Genomic DNA, 14918 nt, shown 5'->3' with positions numbered 1-14918 from the left:
ACGCACTAACGGAGATACCCACTAGTAGTGGTCGACCACGCTGTCGGGGCGCCACGATCAGTGCCGACGGGTCACTCGTTGCCGTCGCCAGCACCCTTTCGCGGGGCCCCCAGCACGCTGAGTATCTCCCCGACCATGTGGTCCCGTTCGAGTGGATGGCGCAGCGGCAGGTCTCGGTTCAGGCTGTAGCGGTTACGGCGCCCGTCGCGGATGCGCTGCAGGTACCCGGCCTCTTCCAGTTCGGCCACGATCCGCTGGGTGGCGCGCTCGGTGATCCCGACCGCATCGGCGATGTCGCGCAGTCGCGTCTCGGAGTCCTGCGCGATGCACAACAGGACGTGCGCGTGATTGGTGAGAAACGTCCACTCTGCCACTACGCCACCCCATCACCGACGACTTCCGAGTGCCATTTTGCCTTACGTGAATCACGGTACGCATGTGGGCGTGCACGGAGCCCGTCCCACCGCGGGCCCGGTCCGCGCGCCGCGCCACAACACGCGACACCGATTTAGGCTGTTGCAAAACATGTCTTGAAAGTCATGTATTGTCGTTCCCGTTACTCGCTCGGAACAGGCGGCTAGCGCGCCACGACGGAGATCAGCTCGTCCCGCTCGGCGGCGCACGGACTCCGGACAGATCAGGGGAGACTCGATGGACCTCAGCATTCTCGGCAGCCTCACGGACCCGCCGATCCTGTTCTTCTTCCTGGGGCTGTTCGTCGCCGCTGTGCGCTCCAACCTGGAGATCCCGGCCCCCGTCACCAAGTTCCTGTCGCTCTACCTGCTCATGGCGATCGGGTTCAAGGGTGGCCAGGCTCTGCGAGAGACCGGTCTGACCGGCCGCGCCGCGGCGGTGATCGGCATCGCCCTCCTCCTGGCCCTGGTGATCCCTGCGCTGGGCTTCCTGGTCCTGCGGCGCAGGGTGAACGAGTTCGATGCGGCCGCCATCGCCGCGACCTACGGGTCGGTCAGCGCGGTGACCTTCATCGCCGCGACGCAGTTCGTGACCGCCCGTGGGGAGGAACCCGGCGGGTACATGACGGTCGCCCTGGTTCTGATGGAATCGCCCGCGATCATCATGGCGGTGCTTCTGGCCACCTGGGCACGGTCCCGTCAGCGTTCCGCCCAGATGGCGGGTGACGCGGGGGCCGGCGCTTCCTCTCCCGTGTCGGGCGCACCCCTGTCGTTGCGGGCGATCCTGCACGAGGCGTTCACCGACGGTGCGCACCTGCTGCTGATCGGGTCGCTCGTGATCGGCACCGTGGTGGGGGCCGACGCCGGCGAGGCCATGTCCCCGTTCGTCGACGACATGTTCAAGGGGCTGCTGGCCTTCTTCCTGCTCGAGATGGGCTTGCTCGTCGCCCGTCAGCTCCGCGAGGTCCGGGACGTGGGCCCGTTCCTGATCGGGTTCGGCATCGTGATGCCCCTGGTCGGAGCATCGATGGCGCTGGCCCTGGGCAGTCTGGCCGGGTTGCCGGTCGGCGACCTGACCATGCTCGCCGTGCTCGCGGCGAGCGGGTCCTACATCGTGGTGCCGGCCGTCGTGCGCTACGCGATCCCCGAAGCGCGGCCGTCCCGGTACTTCACAATGGCCCTTGCCGTGACATTCCCGTTCAACATCGTCCTCGGCATTCCGCTCTACTACACCGTCGCCCAGTACCTGGGCGCCTGAGGCGAGGAGATCCCATGAAAGACGTCAAAAGGATCGAACTGGTAGTGGAGTCCGGGGTCGCCGGGAGGTTCCTCGGCGCGTTGGATTCGCTGGGCCTGACCCATCGCACCGTGATCCCGGGAATCTACGGGCGGGGACAGCACGGTGAGCGCGGTGGGGACCCTTTCTCCACCTTCGACAACACCTTCGTGCTCGTGGCGGTCGACCCCGACCGGATCGACGAGGTCCTCCGGTCGCTGCGGCCTCTCCTGCAGTCCGTCGGGGGCATGTGCCTGGTCTCGGACGCCCAATCGGTGCGGTACTGAGTCGGCCCTCGGGAGGGGGCTAGGATCTGCTCAGCTGCGGTGCTCGGGAACCCGGTGTGAGACCGGGGCGGCCCTCGCCACTGTGAACGGATGATGTCGCCAGTCCTCTGTGCCACTGCTCGCACGCGTTGTGTGGGTGGGAAGGCGGACCGGCGGCGATCCGGTCCATCCCTTCCGGGGGTGGGCCGGGGGAACCCGTGAGCCAGGAGACCGGCCGTGGCTGCCACCACGAGTGCCCGCGAGGTGACGGGCAGAAAGGTCTCAGGCATATGCATATCGCAGAGGGTTTCCTCCCCTCGGTGCACGCCGTGGCATGGACGGCCGTCGCGGCACCGTTCGTCATCCACGGCGCGCGCGAGGTGATCAGGACGGTCCGTCGGACACCGGAGGCGGGCGTGTTGCTCGGCGTGGCCGGGGCGTTCACGTTCGTCATGTCGGCCGTCAAGCTCCCGTCGGTGACGGGCTCCAGCTCACACCCCACCGGGACCGGCCTGGGGACGATCATCTTCCGGCCCCCCGTCATGGCCTTCGTCGCCACCGTGGTGCTCATCTTCCAGGCGTTGCTGCTCGCGCACGGGGGCATCACCACTCTCGGCGCGAACGTGTTCTCCATGGGGGTCGCCGGGCCGTGGGTCGCCTACGGCGCGTTCGTCCTGTGTCGACGGGTCGCGGTGCCGCTGCTCGGCGCGGTCTTCGTCGCCGCGTTCCTCGCCGACCTGGTGACGTATCTCGTCACCAGTGCCCAGCTCGCACTGGCGTTCCCGAGCGCCGAGCACGGCCTCTGGTACTCGATGGCCGAGTTCCTCGCCGTCTTCGCCATCACCCAGATCCCGCTGGCGATCGTCGAGGCCCTGATCGTCGTGGTGATCGTCAGTGTGCTCCTGCGCATCGCCTCCCGCGAGCTCGACCTGGTGGGCTTCTTCCGGAGGGCGCGACTCGCCGGCGCGGGGACCTTCGCGGATCCCGGGGATCGTGCCGATCGGGTCGAGGCCACGGAGTCGGTGCGATGAGCGGGACGAAGCACGTCAGCGCGTGGGTGTTGGTGGGACTGGTCGCCGTGGCGTTCGCGATCGCGGTGCTGTCCCTGGTCTACGGCGCCGGGGCGGGCGGCGAGTTCGAGGGTGCGGACGGGCAGGCCGAGGGGACGATCAGCCAGGTCTCTCCCGACTACGAGCCGTGGTTCGAGCCGCTTCTGCCCGAGTTGCCGGGGGAGGTCGAATCGGGGGTGTTCGCCCTCCAGGCCGGGATCGGCGGCGGGATCGTGGGTTACGGACTCGGCGTCCTGCGGACACGTAGTAGGCAGCGTCGGGAGAGCGTGACGGGTGCGGCGACCCCGTCGGCGGCGGCCACGGGTCCGGCCGGGCACTGACCGGCCGAGCCCTAGGTGAACCCACTCGAACTCGCGGCGTCCCACAACCGTTGGTCGGACCTCCCGGTAGTCGAGAAGCTGCTGCTCTTCGGCGGTCTGCTGGTGGCGGCACTGCTCGTGCCGCCACCGGTGGGCCACGTGGCGATCCTGACTGTCTGTTGTGTGTGCGCCCTGGCGCTGGCCCGCGTCCCCGCCAGGATCTACCTCGCGGCGTTGCTCGCCCCCGTCGCGTTCCTGGCCCTGGGAATCGGTCCCCTCGTGCTGGACCTGGTGGACTGGCGCCTCGTGGTGGATCCGGCCGGGGTCGACACCGCCTGGCGGACGGTGAGCAGGGCGATCGCCGCGACGGCCGCCACCATCACCTTGGCGTGCACCACGCCCGTCGCCGACCTCCTGGCCGCCGGCCGGCGGGCCGGACTGCCCGCCCCGCTGGCTCACGTCGTGGACACCACCTACCGGCTCATCGGCCTGCTCATCGACTCCGCGCGCACGCTGCGGCATTCCCACGACCTCAGGCTCGGACACCGCACCGCCCGGGCCGCGATCAGCTCGGTCGGGACGCAGTTCGCCTCGGTATTCGTCCTGTCCGTCAGGCGGGCACGGGCGATCGACGACGCCATGTCCATGCGCGCCGAGCGCGGCCAGACCGCAGTGCTCGCCGAGGCGGACCCGGTCTCGGCCACCCGCGTGCTCGTCATCTGTCTGGTTCTCGTGTCCGTCTCGATACTGGGGGTCATGACGTGACCGTCCTCGCGCTGCGCGGTGCCCGGTTCTCCTACCGGCGTCTCGATGCCCTCGGCGGTCACACCCACACCGTGCTCGACGGCGCCGACCTGACGATCCCCGCCGGGGCGAAGATGGCGCTTCTCGGTGGAAACGGCAGCGGCAAGACCACCCTGATGCGGCTGCTCGTGGGCCTGAACCGCCTCGAGGCCGGGGAGTTGGAGCTGGACGGGGAGCGGGTCCGGGACCGCCGCGCCGACCGCACCCGCCTGCGGCAGTCGGTGCAGATGGTGCTCCAGGAACCCGACGACCAGATCTTCGCCACGACCGTGCGGGCCGACGTCTCCTTCGGCCCCGTGAACCTCGGATTGGATCGCGCCGAGGTGGCCCACCGGGTCGACGAGGCCCTGGCGGCGCTGGCGATCACCGACCTCGCCGACCGCGTCCCCCACCACTTGTCCTTCGGGCAGCGCAAGAGGGTGGCCCTGGCGGGTGCGCTGGCGATGCGGCCTCGCGTCCTGCTTCTCGACGAACCGACGGCCGGGCTCGACCCGCTCTCCTGTGAGGACCTGCTCGCGGCGCTGGAGTCGCTTCGCGCCGCGGGGGCCGCGATCCTCATGGCCACGCACGATGTCGACCTCGCCTGGGCCTGGGCGGACGACGCGGTGGTGCTCTCCGGCGGAGCGCTCACCCGCGGCCCGGTCCACCGAGTGCTGCAGGACGAGGGCCTCCTCACCGCGGCCCGGCTCACCACCCCGTGGGGCGCCGCGGTGTCACGCCGACTGGGCCGGACGGTATCGCGGCCGGGAGAGGTCTGACCACGCTCGTCATCGGGATCGCACTCGCCCGTGTTCCGGACGCGACCGATGCCATCGGTGGCGCAGTCTTCCGACGCGCATCATGATGGCCCGGTGTGCCGCTATGACGGATAGCTTCGGCAGGATGTGAGTTCTTAGGCAAGAAGAGCACTGTGGGATCGGGTGACACGTCGATGCGTGCCCATCCCTGTTTCGGCCGCGCGCGGCGGCAGCGTCTCCCGGTGACGTGGCTCGGGCCACGTTCTTCTCGACGTGTACGGCAGTGGGTGAAACACCTTGTCAAGGAAGAAAAGGGGTGGGAGTGACTTCGGCAATCGAAGGATACGAAGAAATACGATGGTCCCAGGTGGAAGACAGCTTCTTCGTCGGTAGTTTCCGCGGGAACTTCGTGGGGTACATCGATCAGAATTCTGACGGCAGTTTCACCTGCTACGACAGGATGTCGAGACCGCAGGGCGAGTCCGGATCCCTGGACGAGGCGATCTCCAGCCTGAATGATCTGTACTTTTCCGATGCGAGCGAGGGAGAGTTGAATGTCGCTGGACGCTGAGTTCCCCACGTCGCCCGGGAGCGGACAACTGAAGTATTTGGTGTACACGAGCGTGCCGGTGCGGAAGATGCTGCCGGGTGATCTGGAGTCCATTCTGTTCACCTCCCGGGAGCGCAATCGTGCCGCCGGGATCACCGGTGTCCTCCTCTTCAGGAACAACTGCTTCATTCAGTTCCTCGAAGGCCCTCCGGCCGCGATCGACGAGTTGATGACGCGCATCGCTGCCGATGACAGGCACAGTCGTGTCCGGGTCCTGTTGACGGAACCTGCAGCCGAGCGCAGCTTCGCCGACTGGAAGATGGGCTTCGGCATCCCCAAGGAGACCCGGTCGACCGGAGTCGACGGCGTGCGGGACAGTTTCAACGATCTCACCGGCGGCTCGAACTACGACGTCGTACGTCGGGCCGCCGAGGACTTCTCGATCTGGTTCAAGGTCAAGGAGCGCTCGATCTCGACCTCGCCCTGAGCGTCGCCTCTCCCTACACCCGGGCGACGGGCACGCCGGCGCGCAGGACGCGATGCGCGCCGCAGTGGCAGGACTCGTAGGTCACAGTGCCCTCGCTGGTGCGGTGGGAGGAGCGGGTCAGCCATTCGTGCTGGTGCGCGTCCGGATCCGCAGGCTGCGGAACGGGGGCGTCGTGGTCGCGGTCGTGATCGACGTCGGTGGGCGAACAGGCTGCTGTGGTCATGCGCTGACTGTGGTGCAATGGGTCAGTGCAGTTCAACCATGGCAATATGGTCGGCCCGACTCTCGCGGCGGAACTTGCCTCACTCGGCGCCCGGGAGTGGGACACCGATATGGCCGTCGGCGTGCTTCGCGCCCACGGCGTCCGCAGGCCCGATCTCGACGACGCGAGGTCGACCCGCCTACAGGAGTGGGCATTGTGGTTGAGGGCACCCTTCTCGGCGCCGGACGTGGACTCCACGTGCGACGCGATCAACGAGCTGCTGGACTCGGCCGCGTCGAGGCCGTCCCTGAGCACGCACGACGGGCACAAGCCCCACCTGCACTTCGCGGCCGACGGTGACGACGTGGTGGAGCGCGTCCGGGCCATCACCGCAGGCGGTCTGGCGATCTTCGCGGTCGAGTCGGAGGGCGGCCGTCTGGGGGCCTGTCTCCGATCGGGGTGTCCCGAGGTGTTCGTCGACACCAGCCGGAACGGTAAGCGGCGCTACTGCAGTGCCCGGTGCGGCAACCACGACGCCGTCCAACGGCACCGGGCCCCCGGCCGTCGACCCGGGTGACGCAGGGTTTCGGGTGACGCAGGGTTTCGGATGATGCAGAGGGGTGCCGTCCGGTCCCGAGATCGGGGATCATGTGCCGATGGAGACCCGAGACGAGCCCTGGCCGGCCCTGCCCCTGGAATCGTGGATCGACACCAGGGACACACTTCACCTGTGGACCCAGATCGTCGGCAAGACGCGGATGGCCCTCGGGCCGGAGATCAACCACTGGTGGGGCGTCCCGCTGTACGTGGACGCGCGGGGGCTCACCACGTCCCTGATGGTCGCCGGACACCGCGGTCTGGAGATCCGCTTCGACTTCGTCAGCCACGACCTGCTGTTCCTCGTCACTGACGGCAGCACCCGCCGGATGGCGCTCGAGCCGCGGACCGTCGCCGACTTCTACGCCGAGTACACCGGCCACCTGGGTGATCTCGGGTTCGACGTGCCGATCGTCGGGACCCCGGTCGAGCTGCCGGAGGTGATCCCGTTCGCCGAGGACACCACGCACGCGTCGTACGACGCTGACGCCGTGGCCCGTTTCTGGAGGTCGCTGGTCAGCGCGCACGGCGTCCTGTCGACGTTCCGCGGTGGGTTCCGTGGGAAGTCCTCGCCCGTCCACTTTTTCTGGGGTGCGTTCGATCTGGCCGTCACCCGGTTCTCCGGACGCTCCGCCCCCGAGCATCCCGGTGGCGTCCCGAACTGCCCGGACCGGGTCATGCACGAGGCCTACAGCGACGAGGTGTCGAGCGCGGGGTACTGGCCGGGTGGTGCGGAGGAGGGCATCTTCTACGCGTACGCCTATCCCCACCCCGAGGGGTACGACACCCATCCGGCGGTCGAGGCCCCCGCGTACTGGAGCGCCGAGCTGGGTGAGTACGTGCTGCCGTACCACCTCGTGCGACAGGCGGCGGATCCCGACGCCGTGGTGCTGAGGTTCCTCGAACAAACCCATCGCGCGGCGGAGGAGACGGCGGGCTGGAGCCGGGTCCGGGTCTAGCCCGGTCCGGCAACGACTAGGCGGGATGGGGAGTGCACCGCACGTGCGGCCGTGTCTCCGACGCACCTCTGCCGATCGGCGCGAGACCGCACCCCGGAGGGCGTTCCCCGTGTGGCACTTCCCCACGCGGATCTCCCGGATAGCGCGTGATCGACCTGGTCAGGTGGACCCTTATGCGCTGTTGGTCGCGGCAAAGACGAGGAACGCCACGAACAGTGCTGCCAGTCCCAGACCGATGCCTATGACGGCCTCACGGTGGTTCGACGCCTCGCTTTGGTCCACTCGTTTCAGACCGACCCATCCACTGGCGAGGGCGACCACTGCGGCGGCGATGGTGATCGCACCGCCGATGAAGGGCACCAGGGAGGCCAGCGCGGCAATGATGCCGGCGACCAGCGAGGTGGTCCCGGCACCGTTGCGGTAGGAAGTTCCGGTGGAACGGTCTTCGGGCATGTGGTCTCCCATGCACTTTCGAGGTGACTGACTGGTTCTCGCAACAGACACGCCGAGACCGTCTCGAATGCTATCGCCAGCTGGCCTCGAGCTGCAGCACGAGTCCGCACAACTCGGCCGGTCACGACTTCTCGAATTCATCGGCGGAGGCTTCACTCCGGGCCCGCCAGAGGGGGTCGAGGGCGGCGTCCTCCTCGGCGGTGGCGACCCTGAAGGGGGGGTCGGCCGGCGTGGGCAGCCCCTGACGTTCCTGGCCCCTGGTGGCGCGCAGGCTGGCGACAACCGAGACGGTGAGGACTGCCGTGATGACCGCGAGGGAGATGGCGGTGGGGATGTAGAACACGTCGATCTTGAGCATCATCTTGATGCCCACCCAGATCAGGATCAGCGCCAGCCCGATCTTGAGGTAGACGAAGCGGTGGATGAGGTCGGCCAGCAGGAAGTACATCGCTCGCAGGCCCAGGATGGCAAAGGCGTTGGCGGTGAAGACCAGGAACACCTCGTCGGTGACGGCGAAGATGGCGGGGATGGAGTCGACGGCAAAGATGATGTCGGTGGTCTCGATGAGCACCAGCACCGCCAGCAGGGGAGTGGCCATGATCAGCCCACCCTTGCGCACGAGCAGACGCTGGCCGTGGAAGGTGTCGGTCATGGGCACGAACCGGCGGAAAGCCCGGAGCACCTTCGACTGGTCGGGATTGAGGTGCTCGTCGCGCTGGCGGATCATCCGGAAACCCGTGTACAGCAGGAACGCCGCGAAGATGTAGAGCACCCACGAGAAGTTGGCGATCAGCACGGCGCCACCGGCGATGAAGATCCCGCGGAAAATCAGAGCGCCCAGCACCCCGAGGAACAGCACGCGGTGCTGGAACTGGGCCGGGACGGCGAAGTGGGCAAAGATGATTGCCCACACGAAAACGTTGTCCACCGCGAGGGACTTCTCGATGAGGTAGCCGGCGAAGTACTGCTGGCCGAACTCGGCGCCCCAGACGGCCCAGATGATCGCGCCGAAGCCCACACCGAGCGTGACCCAGACGGCCGACCAGGTGGCGGCTTCTCGGACGCCGATGACGTGAGCCTTGCGGTGGGCGACGAGGTCGATCGCCAGCATCACGATGATGAACGCCAGGACGGCAAGCCAGAGCCAGAGGGGGGTGTGCATAGTCAGGGACCTTTCGATCAGTAGGTGATCGAAGGTCTCTCCCGGCCCTGTCGGGCCCGCTCCGCCGGGTCCGAGGACCGTAGTGACGACGAAACGCGTGAGGGATACTCCCCTTCTGGTGCAGTTCAGTTAATCACAGGCGGGCGAGGTGTCGCCGGGTCAGTCGCTGGTGGGGGAGGCGTGGTCGGGTCCGCCTTCCCGCGGGGTGGGTGCGCCGGGTGGTTGCCGAGACGGTCATGCGCAATACTTGGCGTCGACGAGTTCGTCTATCTCAGACTTGGAGCGAGTGAAATCCCCTGATGGGTACCCCCTGCGAGAGGCCCGGGTCGGCTGACGACCCGGGTCCGAGTTGTCTCTGGCCAGTTTCACCGCGAAACCCGTGGTCGCTGAACCGTGAACCGCGATCACGTGAGCGAGCGTTCTGATGGGCGTGACGCTCCTGATGCTGCTGCTGGGGATCCTCGCGATCCTCGCGATCATCGCGGCGAACGGCTACTTCGTGGCCCAAGAGTTCGCATACATGTCGGTGGACAGGAACAGGCTCAAGGCGCGGGCGGATGCGGGGGACGTCTCGGCAGCGCGTGCGCTGAAGGTCACCCAACGGACCTCGTTCATGCTCTCGGGCGCCCAGTTGGGGATCACGGTCACCGGACTGCTGGTGGGGTTCGTGGCCGAACCGCTGGTCGGCCAATCGCTCGGGACCCTGTTGGGTGGGGTCGGCGTCCCCGCGGCTGTCGGTGTGACGGTGGGTACCGTGCTGGCGTTGATCGCCGCGACGGTGGTGCAGATGATCTTCGGCGAGTTGTATCCCAAGAACCTTGCGCTGGCCAGCCCGGAGCCCCTGGCGCGTGGCCTGGCCCGTTCGACCACTGTGTACCTCACGGTGTTCGGCTGGCTCATCGTGGTCTTCGACAAGTCTGCCAACTTGTTGCTCCGGGCAGTCGGGGTCAATCCTGTTCACGATCTGGACACCACCGCCACGGCGGAGGATCTCGAGCGCATCGTCGCCGATGCCAGGGGAAGTGGGGATCTGCCCGAGAATCTCTCTGTTCTCATCGACAGAATTCTGGACTTTCCGGACCGGACGGTCGAGCATGCGATGGTTCCGAGGTCTCACACCAGTGTCGTCTCACCCGATGCGACGGTCGGGGAGGTGAGGGTTCTGATGGCCACCGGACACACCCGCTATCCGGTCGTCACCGTTGAGCAGGAGCCGGTCGGGGTGGTGCAGTTGGTGGACGTGCTCGCGTGGTCGTTGGAGCCCGACGCGCCGGTCACCGAGCTCATGCGCCCGGCGGTGGTGGTCCCCTCGTTGATGTCCCTACCGGATGCGCTGTTCAGCCTGACGGACTCCGAGGCCCAGCTCGCTGCGGTGGTGGATGAGTACGGGGGTTTCGCCGGCGTGATCACCATCGAGGACCTCGCCGAGGAGCTGATCGGCGAACTGACCGACGAGCACGACGTCGAGGCGGATTCGGTGATCTCCCTTGAGGGTGAGGAGTGCTGGCGGATGGATGGCGACGTCCACATCGACGAGGCCGAGCGGGCACTCGGCCACACACTGTCCGAGGGTGACTACGAGACCGTGGCAGGTCTGGTGATCGCCGCTCACGGGCGACTACCCGAGGTGGGGCAGACGGTGCGTGTCGATCTGCCAATCGATCCCCGCGAGCTGATCGCCGACCATCCACGAGAAGTGGCGCTGGACATCGAGGTTCTCGAGGTGGCGCGGTTGGTGCCCAGTGAGCTGAGGATTCGTCTCGTGGAGCGTGGTGGCACCGTTCCCCTCGACGCCGGCGATGACGATGCGTCTGGAAAGAGCGAGGTTCGGTGATGGGAAACCCGATGGTTGTCACGGCCATTACTGCGGGGCTCATTGTGTTGAGTGCGTTCTTCGTCGTGATCGAGTTCGCACTCCTCGGCGCGCGACAGCACCGGCTCGAGAAGGAAGCGGCAACCAGTGCCTCGGCCCGCGCGGCGCTTCGCGGGATGAACGAGCTGACCCTCATGCTCGCCGGTGCCCAGCTGGGCATCACGGTCTGCACGTTCGCACTCGGTGCGGTCACCAAGCCCGCCGTGGACTCGTGGCTCGGCCCGGTCTTCACTTCGTGGGGCGCACCGGCCCAGCTCGCTGGTGGCGTGGCGTTCGGGCTGTCGTTGCTCCTGGTGACCTTCCTGCATCTGGTGGTGGGGGAGATGGCGCCCAAGTCGTGGGCGATTGCGCACCCGGAATTCGCCGCCAAGTTCGTGGGCCTGCCCTCGAGGGGGTTCATCTGGGTGTTCCGTCCGCTGCTGCGGTGGGTTAACGCAGTGGCCAACCGTCTTGTCTCCGCCAGTGGCGTCACGCCGGTTGAGCGTGCCGCCGTGGGTGGACAGGACGCGGCTACGATCCGCCAGCTCGTCGAACACTCGGCGACGGCGGGTTCCCTCGACAACTCGTTCCGATCCCCGTTGTCGGGTGCGCTCGGCTTGGACCAGTTGCATATCGGAGCGCTCGTCGACACCTCGACGGCACCCACCGCGGTCCCGGCCGGAGCCACGGTGGCCCAGGTCCAACAGGCCGCGACGCGCACCGGCTATACGCGGGTGCTCCTCCAGGACGGCAATTCGCCCACTCCGGAGGTGGTCCATGTGCGTGACACGTTGATGGAGCCCGCGGATGCGCACGCACGTGCCTTTGCGCGCCCGGTGATGGTGTTCGACTCTCGCACTCCGGTGTACGAGGCGCTCGCAGAGGCGCGCGAGCGCAGCGAACAGCTGGCCGCAGTGACGGACCAGGGCCAGTTCATCGGGGTGATCACCATCTCCGACATCCTCAAGCATCTCCTTCCCCAGGAGTCCGGACGAACCGGGGCGTAGCGCCCTGCACGTCGTCGGATGGGTTGTCGACGTCTGAACCCACCTCGGCCCGAGTCGTACGCAGAAGGAGTGCGGGAGGGGTGATCAGTCGTGTCGCCACGGCCGCGACCGCCAATCCAGCCGAGGTGTTCGGTGGGTTGCTCGGGTGGGTGCTGAACCCCGGGGAGAGCTCGGGTGAGATCGGGGCGCCGCGGCGACGACAGAGTTGACCAGCGACTGACCAATCATTGACTGACCATTCAGTCAGGACTACGTTGACTGAACACTCAGTCAGCGACGAAAGGCGGTAGCCGTGCCCGAGGATGACCCGTCCCGCAGCGGCGCCGATCGAAGCGGCGCTCATCGAAGCGGAGTCGACCGCATCCTGGACGCGGCGATCTCCAAGTTCGGCGCGCACGGCGTCAAGGGAACGAGCCTCAAGACCATCGCCGTCGAGGCGGGTGTCTCGCAGGCGCTGATTCTCCACCACTTCGGGAGCAAGGACCGACTGCACCAGGCCTGCGACGAGCACGTGGTGCGGCTGGTGCGGCAGGGCAAGGAGTCCTCGATGGGCCAGGGCGCACAGTTGGACCCGCTCCAGTCGCTGCGGCAGATCGAGGACAGTCGCCCGCTGCTGCGCTACCTGGCCCGCACCCTCTCTGAGGGAGGCGATCACATCGCGCATCTCATCGACGAGATGGTCGCCGACGCCGAGGCCTACACCGGGGCCGCCGTCGAGGCCGGTCTCATCAAGCCCAGCGCCCATTCGCGCGAACGAGTCATCGTACTGACGCTCTGGTCGCTGGGATCGTTGGTCCTGCACGAGCACATGAACCGACTGCTCGGCGTGGACTTCCTCGACACCGAGGCTCCGCCGGAGAGCCTCGCCCCCTACATGCTCCCGGTCGTGGAGCTGTTCACCCAGGGCCTGTTCGAACCCGGCACACTCGACCGGTTCGCGGACGCGTTCGACACCCCTGACGGCCCCCGGAAGGAGCAGTGACCACCATGGACGGCGTCGTGATCTCGGCGAGAGGTCTGGTCAAGACCTTCGGCGCCACGCGCGCCCTCGACGGTCTTGACCTCGAGGTGGCACGGGGGGAGGTGCACGGCTTCCTCGGCCCCAACGGCGCCGGCAAGTCCACCACCATGCGCGTGCTGCTCGGCCTCCTCCGCGCGGACGCCGGCATCGTCAGACTGCTCGACGGCGACCCCTGGACCGACGCCGTCGAGCTCCACCGCAGGCTCGCGTACGTGCCCGGTGACGTGGAGCTGTGGCCCACCCTCACCGGCGGCGAGGCGATCGACCTGCTCGCCCGGCTGCGTGGTCCGCTCGACAGGCGCCGTCGCGACGCGCTGTGTGAGCGTTTCGACCTGGACCCCACCAAGAAGGCCCGCACCTACTCCAAGGGCAACCGGCAGAAGGTGGCGCTGATCTCCGCGCTGATCTCCGAGGTGGACCTGCTCCTGCTCGACGAACCCACCGCGGGCCTGGACCCCCTCATGGAGGTCGTGTTCCAGGAGGCGATCGGTGAGGTCAAGGCCGCCGGCCGCACGGTCCTGCTCTCCAGTCACATCCTCGCGCAGGTCGAGGCGCTAGCGGACCGCATCTCCATCGTGCGGCAGGGTCGCACCGTCGAGACCGGGAGCCTGGAGGAGCTGCGCCACATGACCCGCACCACGATGGTCGCCCGTACGGACCGACCGGCGGGCGATCTGCGGCGGGTCGAGGGTGTCCACGATGTGGAGATCGACGACGACGAGGTCCGCTTCCAGGTCGACGGGGACAGTGTCGACGAGGCCGTCCGTGCACTCGCACCACTGGGCGTCCGCTCGCTGGTCGCCCACCCGCCGACCCTCGAGCAGCTGCTCATGCGCCACTACGGCGACGCTGCTGACGCCAGGACAGTGCGATGACCGGCGGCGCGATGACCGGTAGCGCGATGACCACCGCGACCGCTCCCGCCCGCGAGCGCCCGCATGCCGCGGGTGACGATGACCCGCTGGCAGGCACCGGCACCCTCGTCCGGTTCTCCCTGCGGCGGGACCGGCTCAAGCTCCCGGCGTGGGTCGGCGGCCTGGGGCTGTTCGTGATCTACATCGGCGCGGCCCTCCCGCAGCTGGCGCCGACGGAGGACGACCTGGCCGCGGTAGTGCCCCTGTTCACCCAGCCGGTGGGCCGGATGTTCACCGGCCCGGCCCTCGGCATGGACGCCCCCACCTTCGAGCGGTTCTTCGCCGCCGGCTACGCCCCGTACCTGTTCCTGCTCGCCGCGCTCATGAACATCATGCTGGTCACCAGGCACACCCGCGTCGAGGAGCAGACCGGCCGCGCCGAGCTGATCCGCGCCAGCGTCACCGGACGGCACTCCGCCCTCACCGCCACCCTGATCGTCGCCGCGATCACCAACGCCCTCGCGTGCGCGGTGGTCGCAGGTCTGGCCATCGCGACCGGGTTCGCCCCCCTCGGGTCGGTGCTCGTCGGGTTGGGGACCGCGCTCACGGGGATGGCGTTCGCCGGGATCGCGGCGGTGACCGCGCAGCTCAGCGCCTACTCGCGGGCGGCCGCGGGGATGGCCGGGGTGGTGCTCGGGGTCTCCTTTGTCCTCCGTGCCCTCGGCGACATGGCGGCTGTCGGCGGATCCGCCCTGTCCTGGGCCTCGCCCCTCGGGTGGGCTGCCCAGACAGCCCCTTACGTGTACGACCGCTGGTGGCCGCTGCTCCCTCTCGTCGTCGTCGCCGTGGTCGGTTCGGCCGCGGCCTACGTCCTGCAGTCACGGCGCGACTTCGGGGCGAGCCTCCTCG

Annotated in this window: 19 protein-coding genes and 1 riboswitch; of the genes, 15 read left to right on the top strand and 4 right to left on the bottom strand. The window is 68.0% G+C overall.

The features are described 5' to 3' along the window. Positions 1-71: 71 nt before the first annotated feature. A complete protein-coding gene (locus G6017_RS02670; RefSeq protein ID WP_042329960.1) occupies positions 72-374 on the bottom strand; it encodes a helix-turn-helix transcriptional regulator in 303 nt (100 codons plus the stop codon). A gap of 277 nt (positions 375-651) precedes the next feature. Between G6017_RS02670 and G6017_RS02665 the strand changes: the two genes are divergently transcribed. The 8 genes from G6017_RS02665 to G6017_RS02630 all read left to right on the top strand — a co-directional run bounded on the left by G6017_RS02665 (position 652) and on the right by G6017_RS02630 (position 5902). Continuing rightward, positions 652-1671 (top strand): sodium-dependent bicarbonate transport family permease, encoded by a 1020-nt coding sequence (locus G6017_RS02665; RefSeq protein ID WP_179524143.1) that lies wholly within the window; start codon positions 652-654, stop codon positions 1669-1671. 14 nt (positions 1672-1685) lie between these two features. After that, positions 1686-1976 carry a P-II family nitrogen regulator gene (locus tag G6017_RS02660; protein ID WP_179524144.1) on the top strand — a complete coding sequence of 97 codons (291 nt, stop codon included), beginning with the start codon at positions 1686-1688 and terminating at the stop codon, positions 1974-1976. A gap of 20 nt (positions 1977-1996) precedes the next feature. Beyond that, positions 1997-2209: riboswitch (cobalamin riboswitch) on the top strand. Positions 2210-2245: 36 nt separating this feature from the next. Next, a complete protein-coding gene (locus G6017_RS02655; RefSeq protein WP_182615801.1) occupies positions 2246-2986 on the top strand; it encodes an energy-coupling factor ABC transporter permease in 741 nt (246 codons plus the stop codon). After that, positions 2983-3345, top strand: a complete 363-nt coding sequence (cbiN, locus tag G6017_RS02650) for a cobalt ECF transporter S component CbiN (RefSeq protein WP_182615799.1) — start codon at positions 2983-2985, stop codon at positions 3343-3345. Before G6017_RS02655 ends, cbiN begins: the two co-directional genes overlap by 4 nt. A 15-nt stretch (positions 3346-3360) precedes the next feature. Next, the gene (cbiQ, locus tag G6017_RS02645) at positions 3361-4089 is read left to right on the top strand and encodes a cobalt ECF transporter T component CbiQ (protein WP_179524147.1); all 729 of its coding nucleotides are present in this window, start codon (positions 3361-3363) and stop codon (positions 4087-4089) included. Continuing rightward, on the top strand, positions 4086-4886 hold the full coding sequence (locus G6017_RS02640; protein ID WP_179524148.1) for an energy-coupling factor ABC transporter ATP-binding protein: 801 nt from the start codon (positions 4086-4088) through the stop codon (positions 4884-4886). Before cbiQ ends, G6017_RS02640 begins: the two co-directional genes overlap by 4 nt. 346 nt (positions 4887-5232) lie before the next feature. Then, on the top strand, positions 5233-5436 hold the full coding sequence (locus G6017_RS02635; protein ID WP_187700401.1) for a hypothetical protein: 204 nt from the start codon (positions 5233-5235) through the stop codon (positions 5434-5436). Then, positions 5420-5902: a BLUF domain-containing protein gene (locus G6017_RS02630; protein ID WP_179524150.1), complete on the top strand. Its 483-nt coding sequence runs from the start codon at positions 5420-5422 to the stop codon at positions 5900-5902. Before G6017_RS02635 ends, G6017_RS02630 begins: the two co-directional genes overlap by 17 nt. A 13-nt stretch (positions 5903-5915) precedes the next feature. Here G6017_RS02630 and G6017_RS02625 read toward each other — a convergent pair whose 3' ends face one another. Then, positions 5916-6125, bottom strand: a complete 210-nt coding sequence (locus tag G6017_RS02625) for a hypothetical protein (protein ID WP_179523156.1) — start codon at positions 6123-6125, stop codon at positions 5916-5918. 25 nt (positions 6126-6150) lie between these two features. Here G6017_RS02625 and G6017_RS02620 point away from each other — a divergent pair, with 25 nt between their 5' ends. Continuing rightward, the gene (locus G6017_RS02620) at positions 6151-6681 is read left to right on the top strand and encodes a CGNR zinc finger domain-containing protein (protein WP_179524151.1); all 531 of its coding nucleotides are present in this window, start codon (positions 6151-6153) and stop codon (positions 6679-6681) included. A 79-nt stretch (positions 6682-6760) separates the two neighbouring features. Continuing rightward, entirely contained in the window at positions 6761-7660 is a 900-nt protein-coding gene (locus G6017_RS02615; protein WP_179524152.1) for a DUF5996 family protein, read from the top strand. Between the two features lie 171 nt (positions 7661-7831). Here G6017_RS02615 and G6017_RS02610 read toward each other — a convergent pair whose 3' ends face one another. Together G6017_RS02610 and G6017_RS02605 are read right to left on the bottom strand one after the other, a co-directional pair. Continuing rightward, positions 7832-8113, bottom strand: a complete 282-nt coding sequence (locus G6017_RS02610; protein WP_179524153.1) for a hypothetical protein — start codon at positions 8111-8113, stop codon at positions 7832-7834. A 121-nt stretch (positions 8114-8234) separates the two neighbouring features. Then, positions 8235-9275, bottom strand: coding sequence for a TerC family protein (locus tag G6017_RS02605; protein ID WP_182615797.1), 1041 nt, complete (start codon positions 9273-9275; stop codon positions 8235-8237). A gap of 424 nt (positions 9276-9699) precedes the next feature. On the opposite strand from G6017_RS02605, the gene G6017_RS02600 reads away from it, so the two are divergent. From G6017_RS02600 to G6017_RS02580, 5 genes are all read left to right on the top strand, one after another. Beyond that, positions 9700-11109, top strand: coding sequence for a hemolysin family protein (locus tag G6017_RS02600; RefSeq protein ID WP_182615795.1), 1410 nt, complete (start codon positions 9700-9702; stop codon positions 11107-11109). Next, complete coding sequence (locus G6017_RS02595; protein WP_179524156.1) at positions 11109-12134, top strand: CNNM domain-containing protein; 1026 nt, start codon at positions 11109-11111, stop codon at positions 12132-12134. The genes G6017_RS02600 and G6017_RS02595 overlap by 1 nt, the downstream gene beginning before the upstream one ends. Before the next feature lie 292 nt (positions 12135-12426). Next, entirely contained in the window at positions 12427-13116 is a 690-nt protein-coding gene (locus G6017_RS02590) for a TetR/AcrR family transcriptional regulator (protein WP_179524157.1), read from the top strand. Between the two features lie 5 nt (positions 13117-13121). Continuing rightward, positions 13122-14030, top strand: coding sequence for an ABC transporter ATP-binding protein (locus G6017_RS02585; protein WP_182615803.1), 909 nt, complete (start codon positions 13122-13124; stop codon positions 14028-14030). Further along, positions 14027-14918 (top strand): efflux permease Rv1217c-related protein (locus tag G6017_RS02580; RefSeq protein WP_524536233.1); only part of this gene is annotated, 892 nt, incomplete at its 3' end. The genes G6017_RS02585 and G6017_RS02580, both read left to right, overlap by 4 nt.

The sequence above is a fragment of the Dietzia sp. B44 genome, assembly GCF_014145245.1.
Classification (GTDB): domain Bacteria; phylum Actinomycetota; class Actinomycetes; order Mycobacteriales; family Mycobacteriaceae; genus Dietzia; species Dietzia natronolimnaea.
This window is presented reverse-complemented; position numbering and strand designations above follow the sequence as displayed.

What these genes read in the sequence shown, in the direction of transcription:
- cbiN (WP_182615799.1), top strand. Translation starts at nt 2,983, where the DNA reads ATGAGCGGGACGAAGCACGTCAGCGCGTGGGTGTTGGTGGGACTGGTC.
- G6017_RS02660 (WP_179524144.1), top strand. Translation starts at nt 1,686, where the DNA reads ATGAAAGACGTCAAAAGGATCGAACTGGTAGTGGAGTCCGGGGTCGCC.
- G6017_RS02665 (WP_179524143.1), top strand. Translation starts at nt 652, where the DNA reads ATGGACCTCAGCATTCTCGGCAGCCTCACGGACCCGCCGATCCTGTTC.
- G6017_RS02585 (WP_182615803.1), top strand. Translation starts at nt 13,122, where the DNA reads ATGGACGGCGTCGTGATCTCGGCGAGAGGTCTGGTCAAGACCTTCGGC.
- G6017_RS02655 (WP_182615801.1), top strand. Translation starts at nt 2,246, where the DNA reads ATGCATATCGCAGAGGGTTTCCTCCCCTCGGTGCACGCCGTGGCATGG.
- G6017_RS02625 (WP_179523156.1), bottom strand. Translation starts at nt 6,125, where the DNA reads ATGACCACAGCAGCCTGTTCGCCCACCGACGTCGATCACGACCGCGAC.
- G6017_RS02600 (WP_182615795.1), top strand. Translation starts at nt 9,700, where the DNA reads ATGGGCGTGACGCTCCTGATGCTGCTGCTGGGGATCCTCGCGATCCTC.
- G6017_RS02605 (WP_182615797.1), bottom strand. Translation starts at nt 9,275, where the DNA reads ATGCACACCCCCCTCTGGCTCTGGCTTGCCGTCCTGGCGTTCATCATC.
- G6017_RS02630 (WP_179524150.1), top strand. Translation starts at nt 5,420, where the DNA reads ATGTCGCTGGACGCTGAGTTCCCCACGTCGCCCGGGAGCGGACAACTG.
- G6017_RS02615 (WP_179524152.1), top strand. Translation starts at nt 6,761, where the DNA reads ATGGAGACCCGAGACGAGCCCTGGCCGGCCCTGCCCCTGGAATCGTGG.
- G6017_RS02595 (WP_179524156.1), top strand. Translation starts at nt 11,109, where the DNA reads ATGGGAAACCCGATGGTTGTCACGGCCATTACTGCGGGGCTCATTGTG.
- G6017_RS02610 (WP_179524153.1), bottom strand. Translation starts at nt 8,113, where the DNA reads ATGCCCGAAGACCGTTCCACCGGAACTTCCTACCGCAACGGTGCCGGG.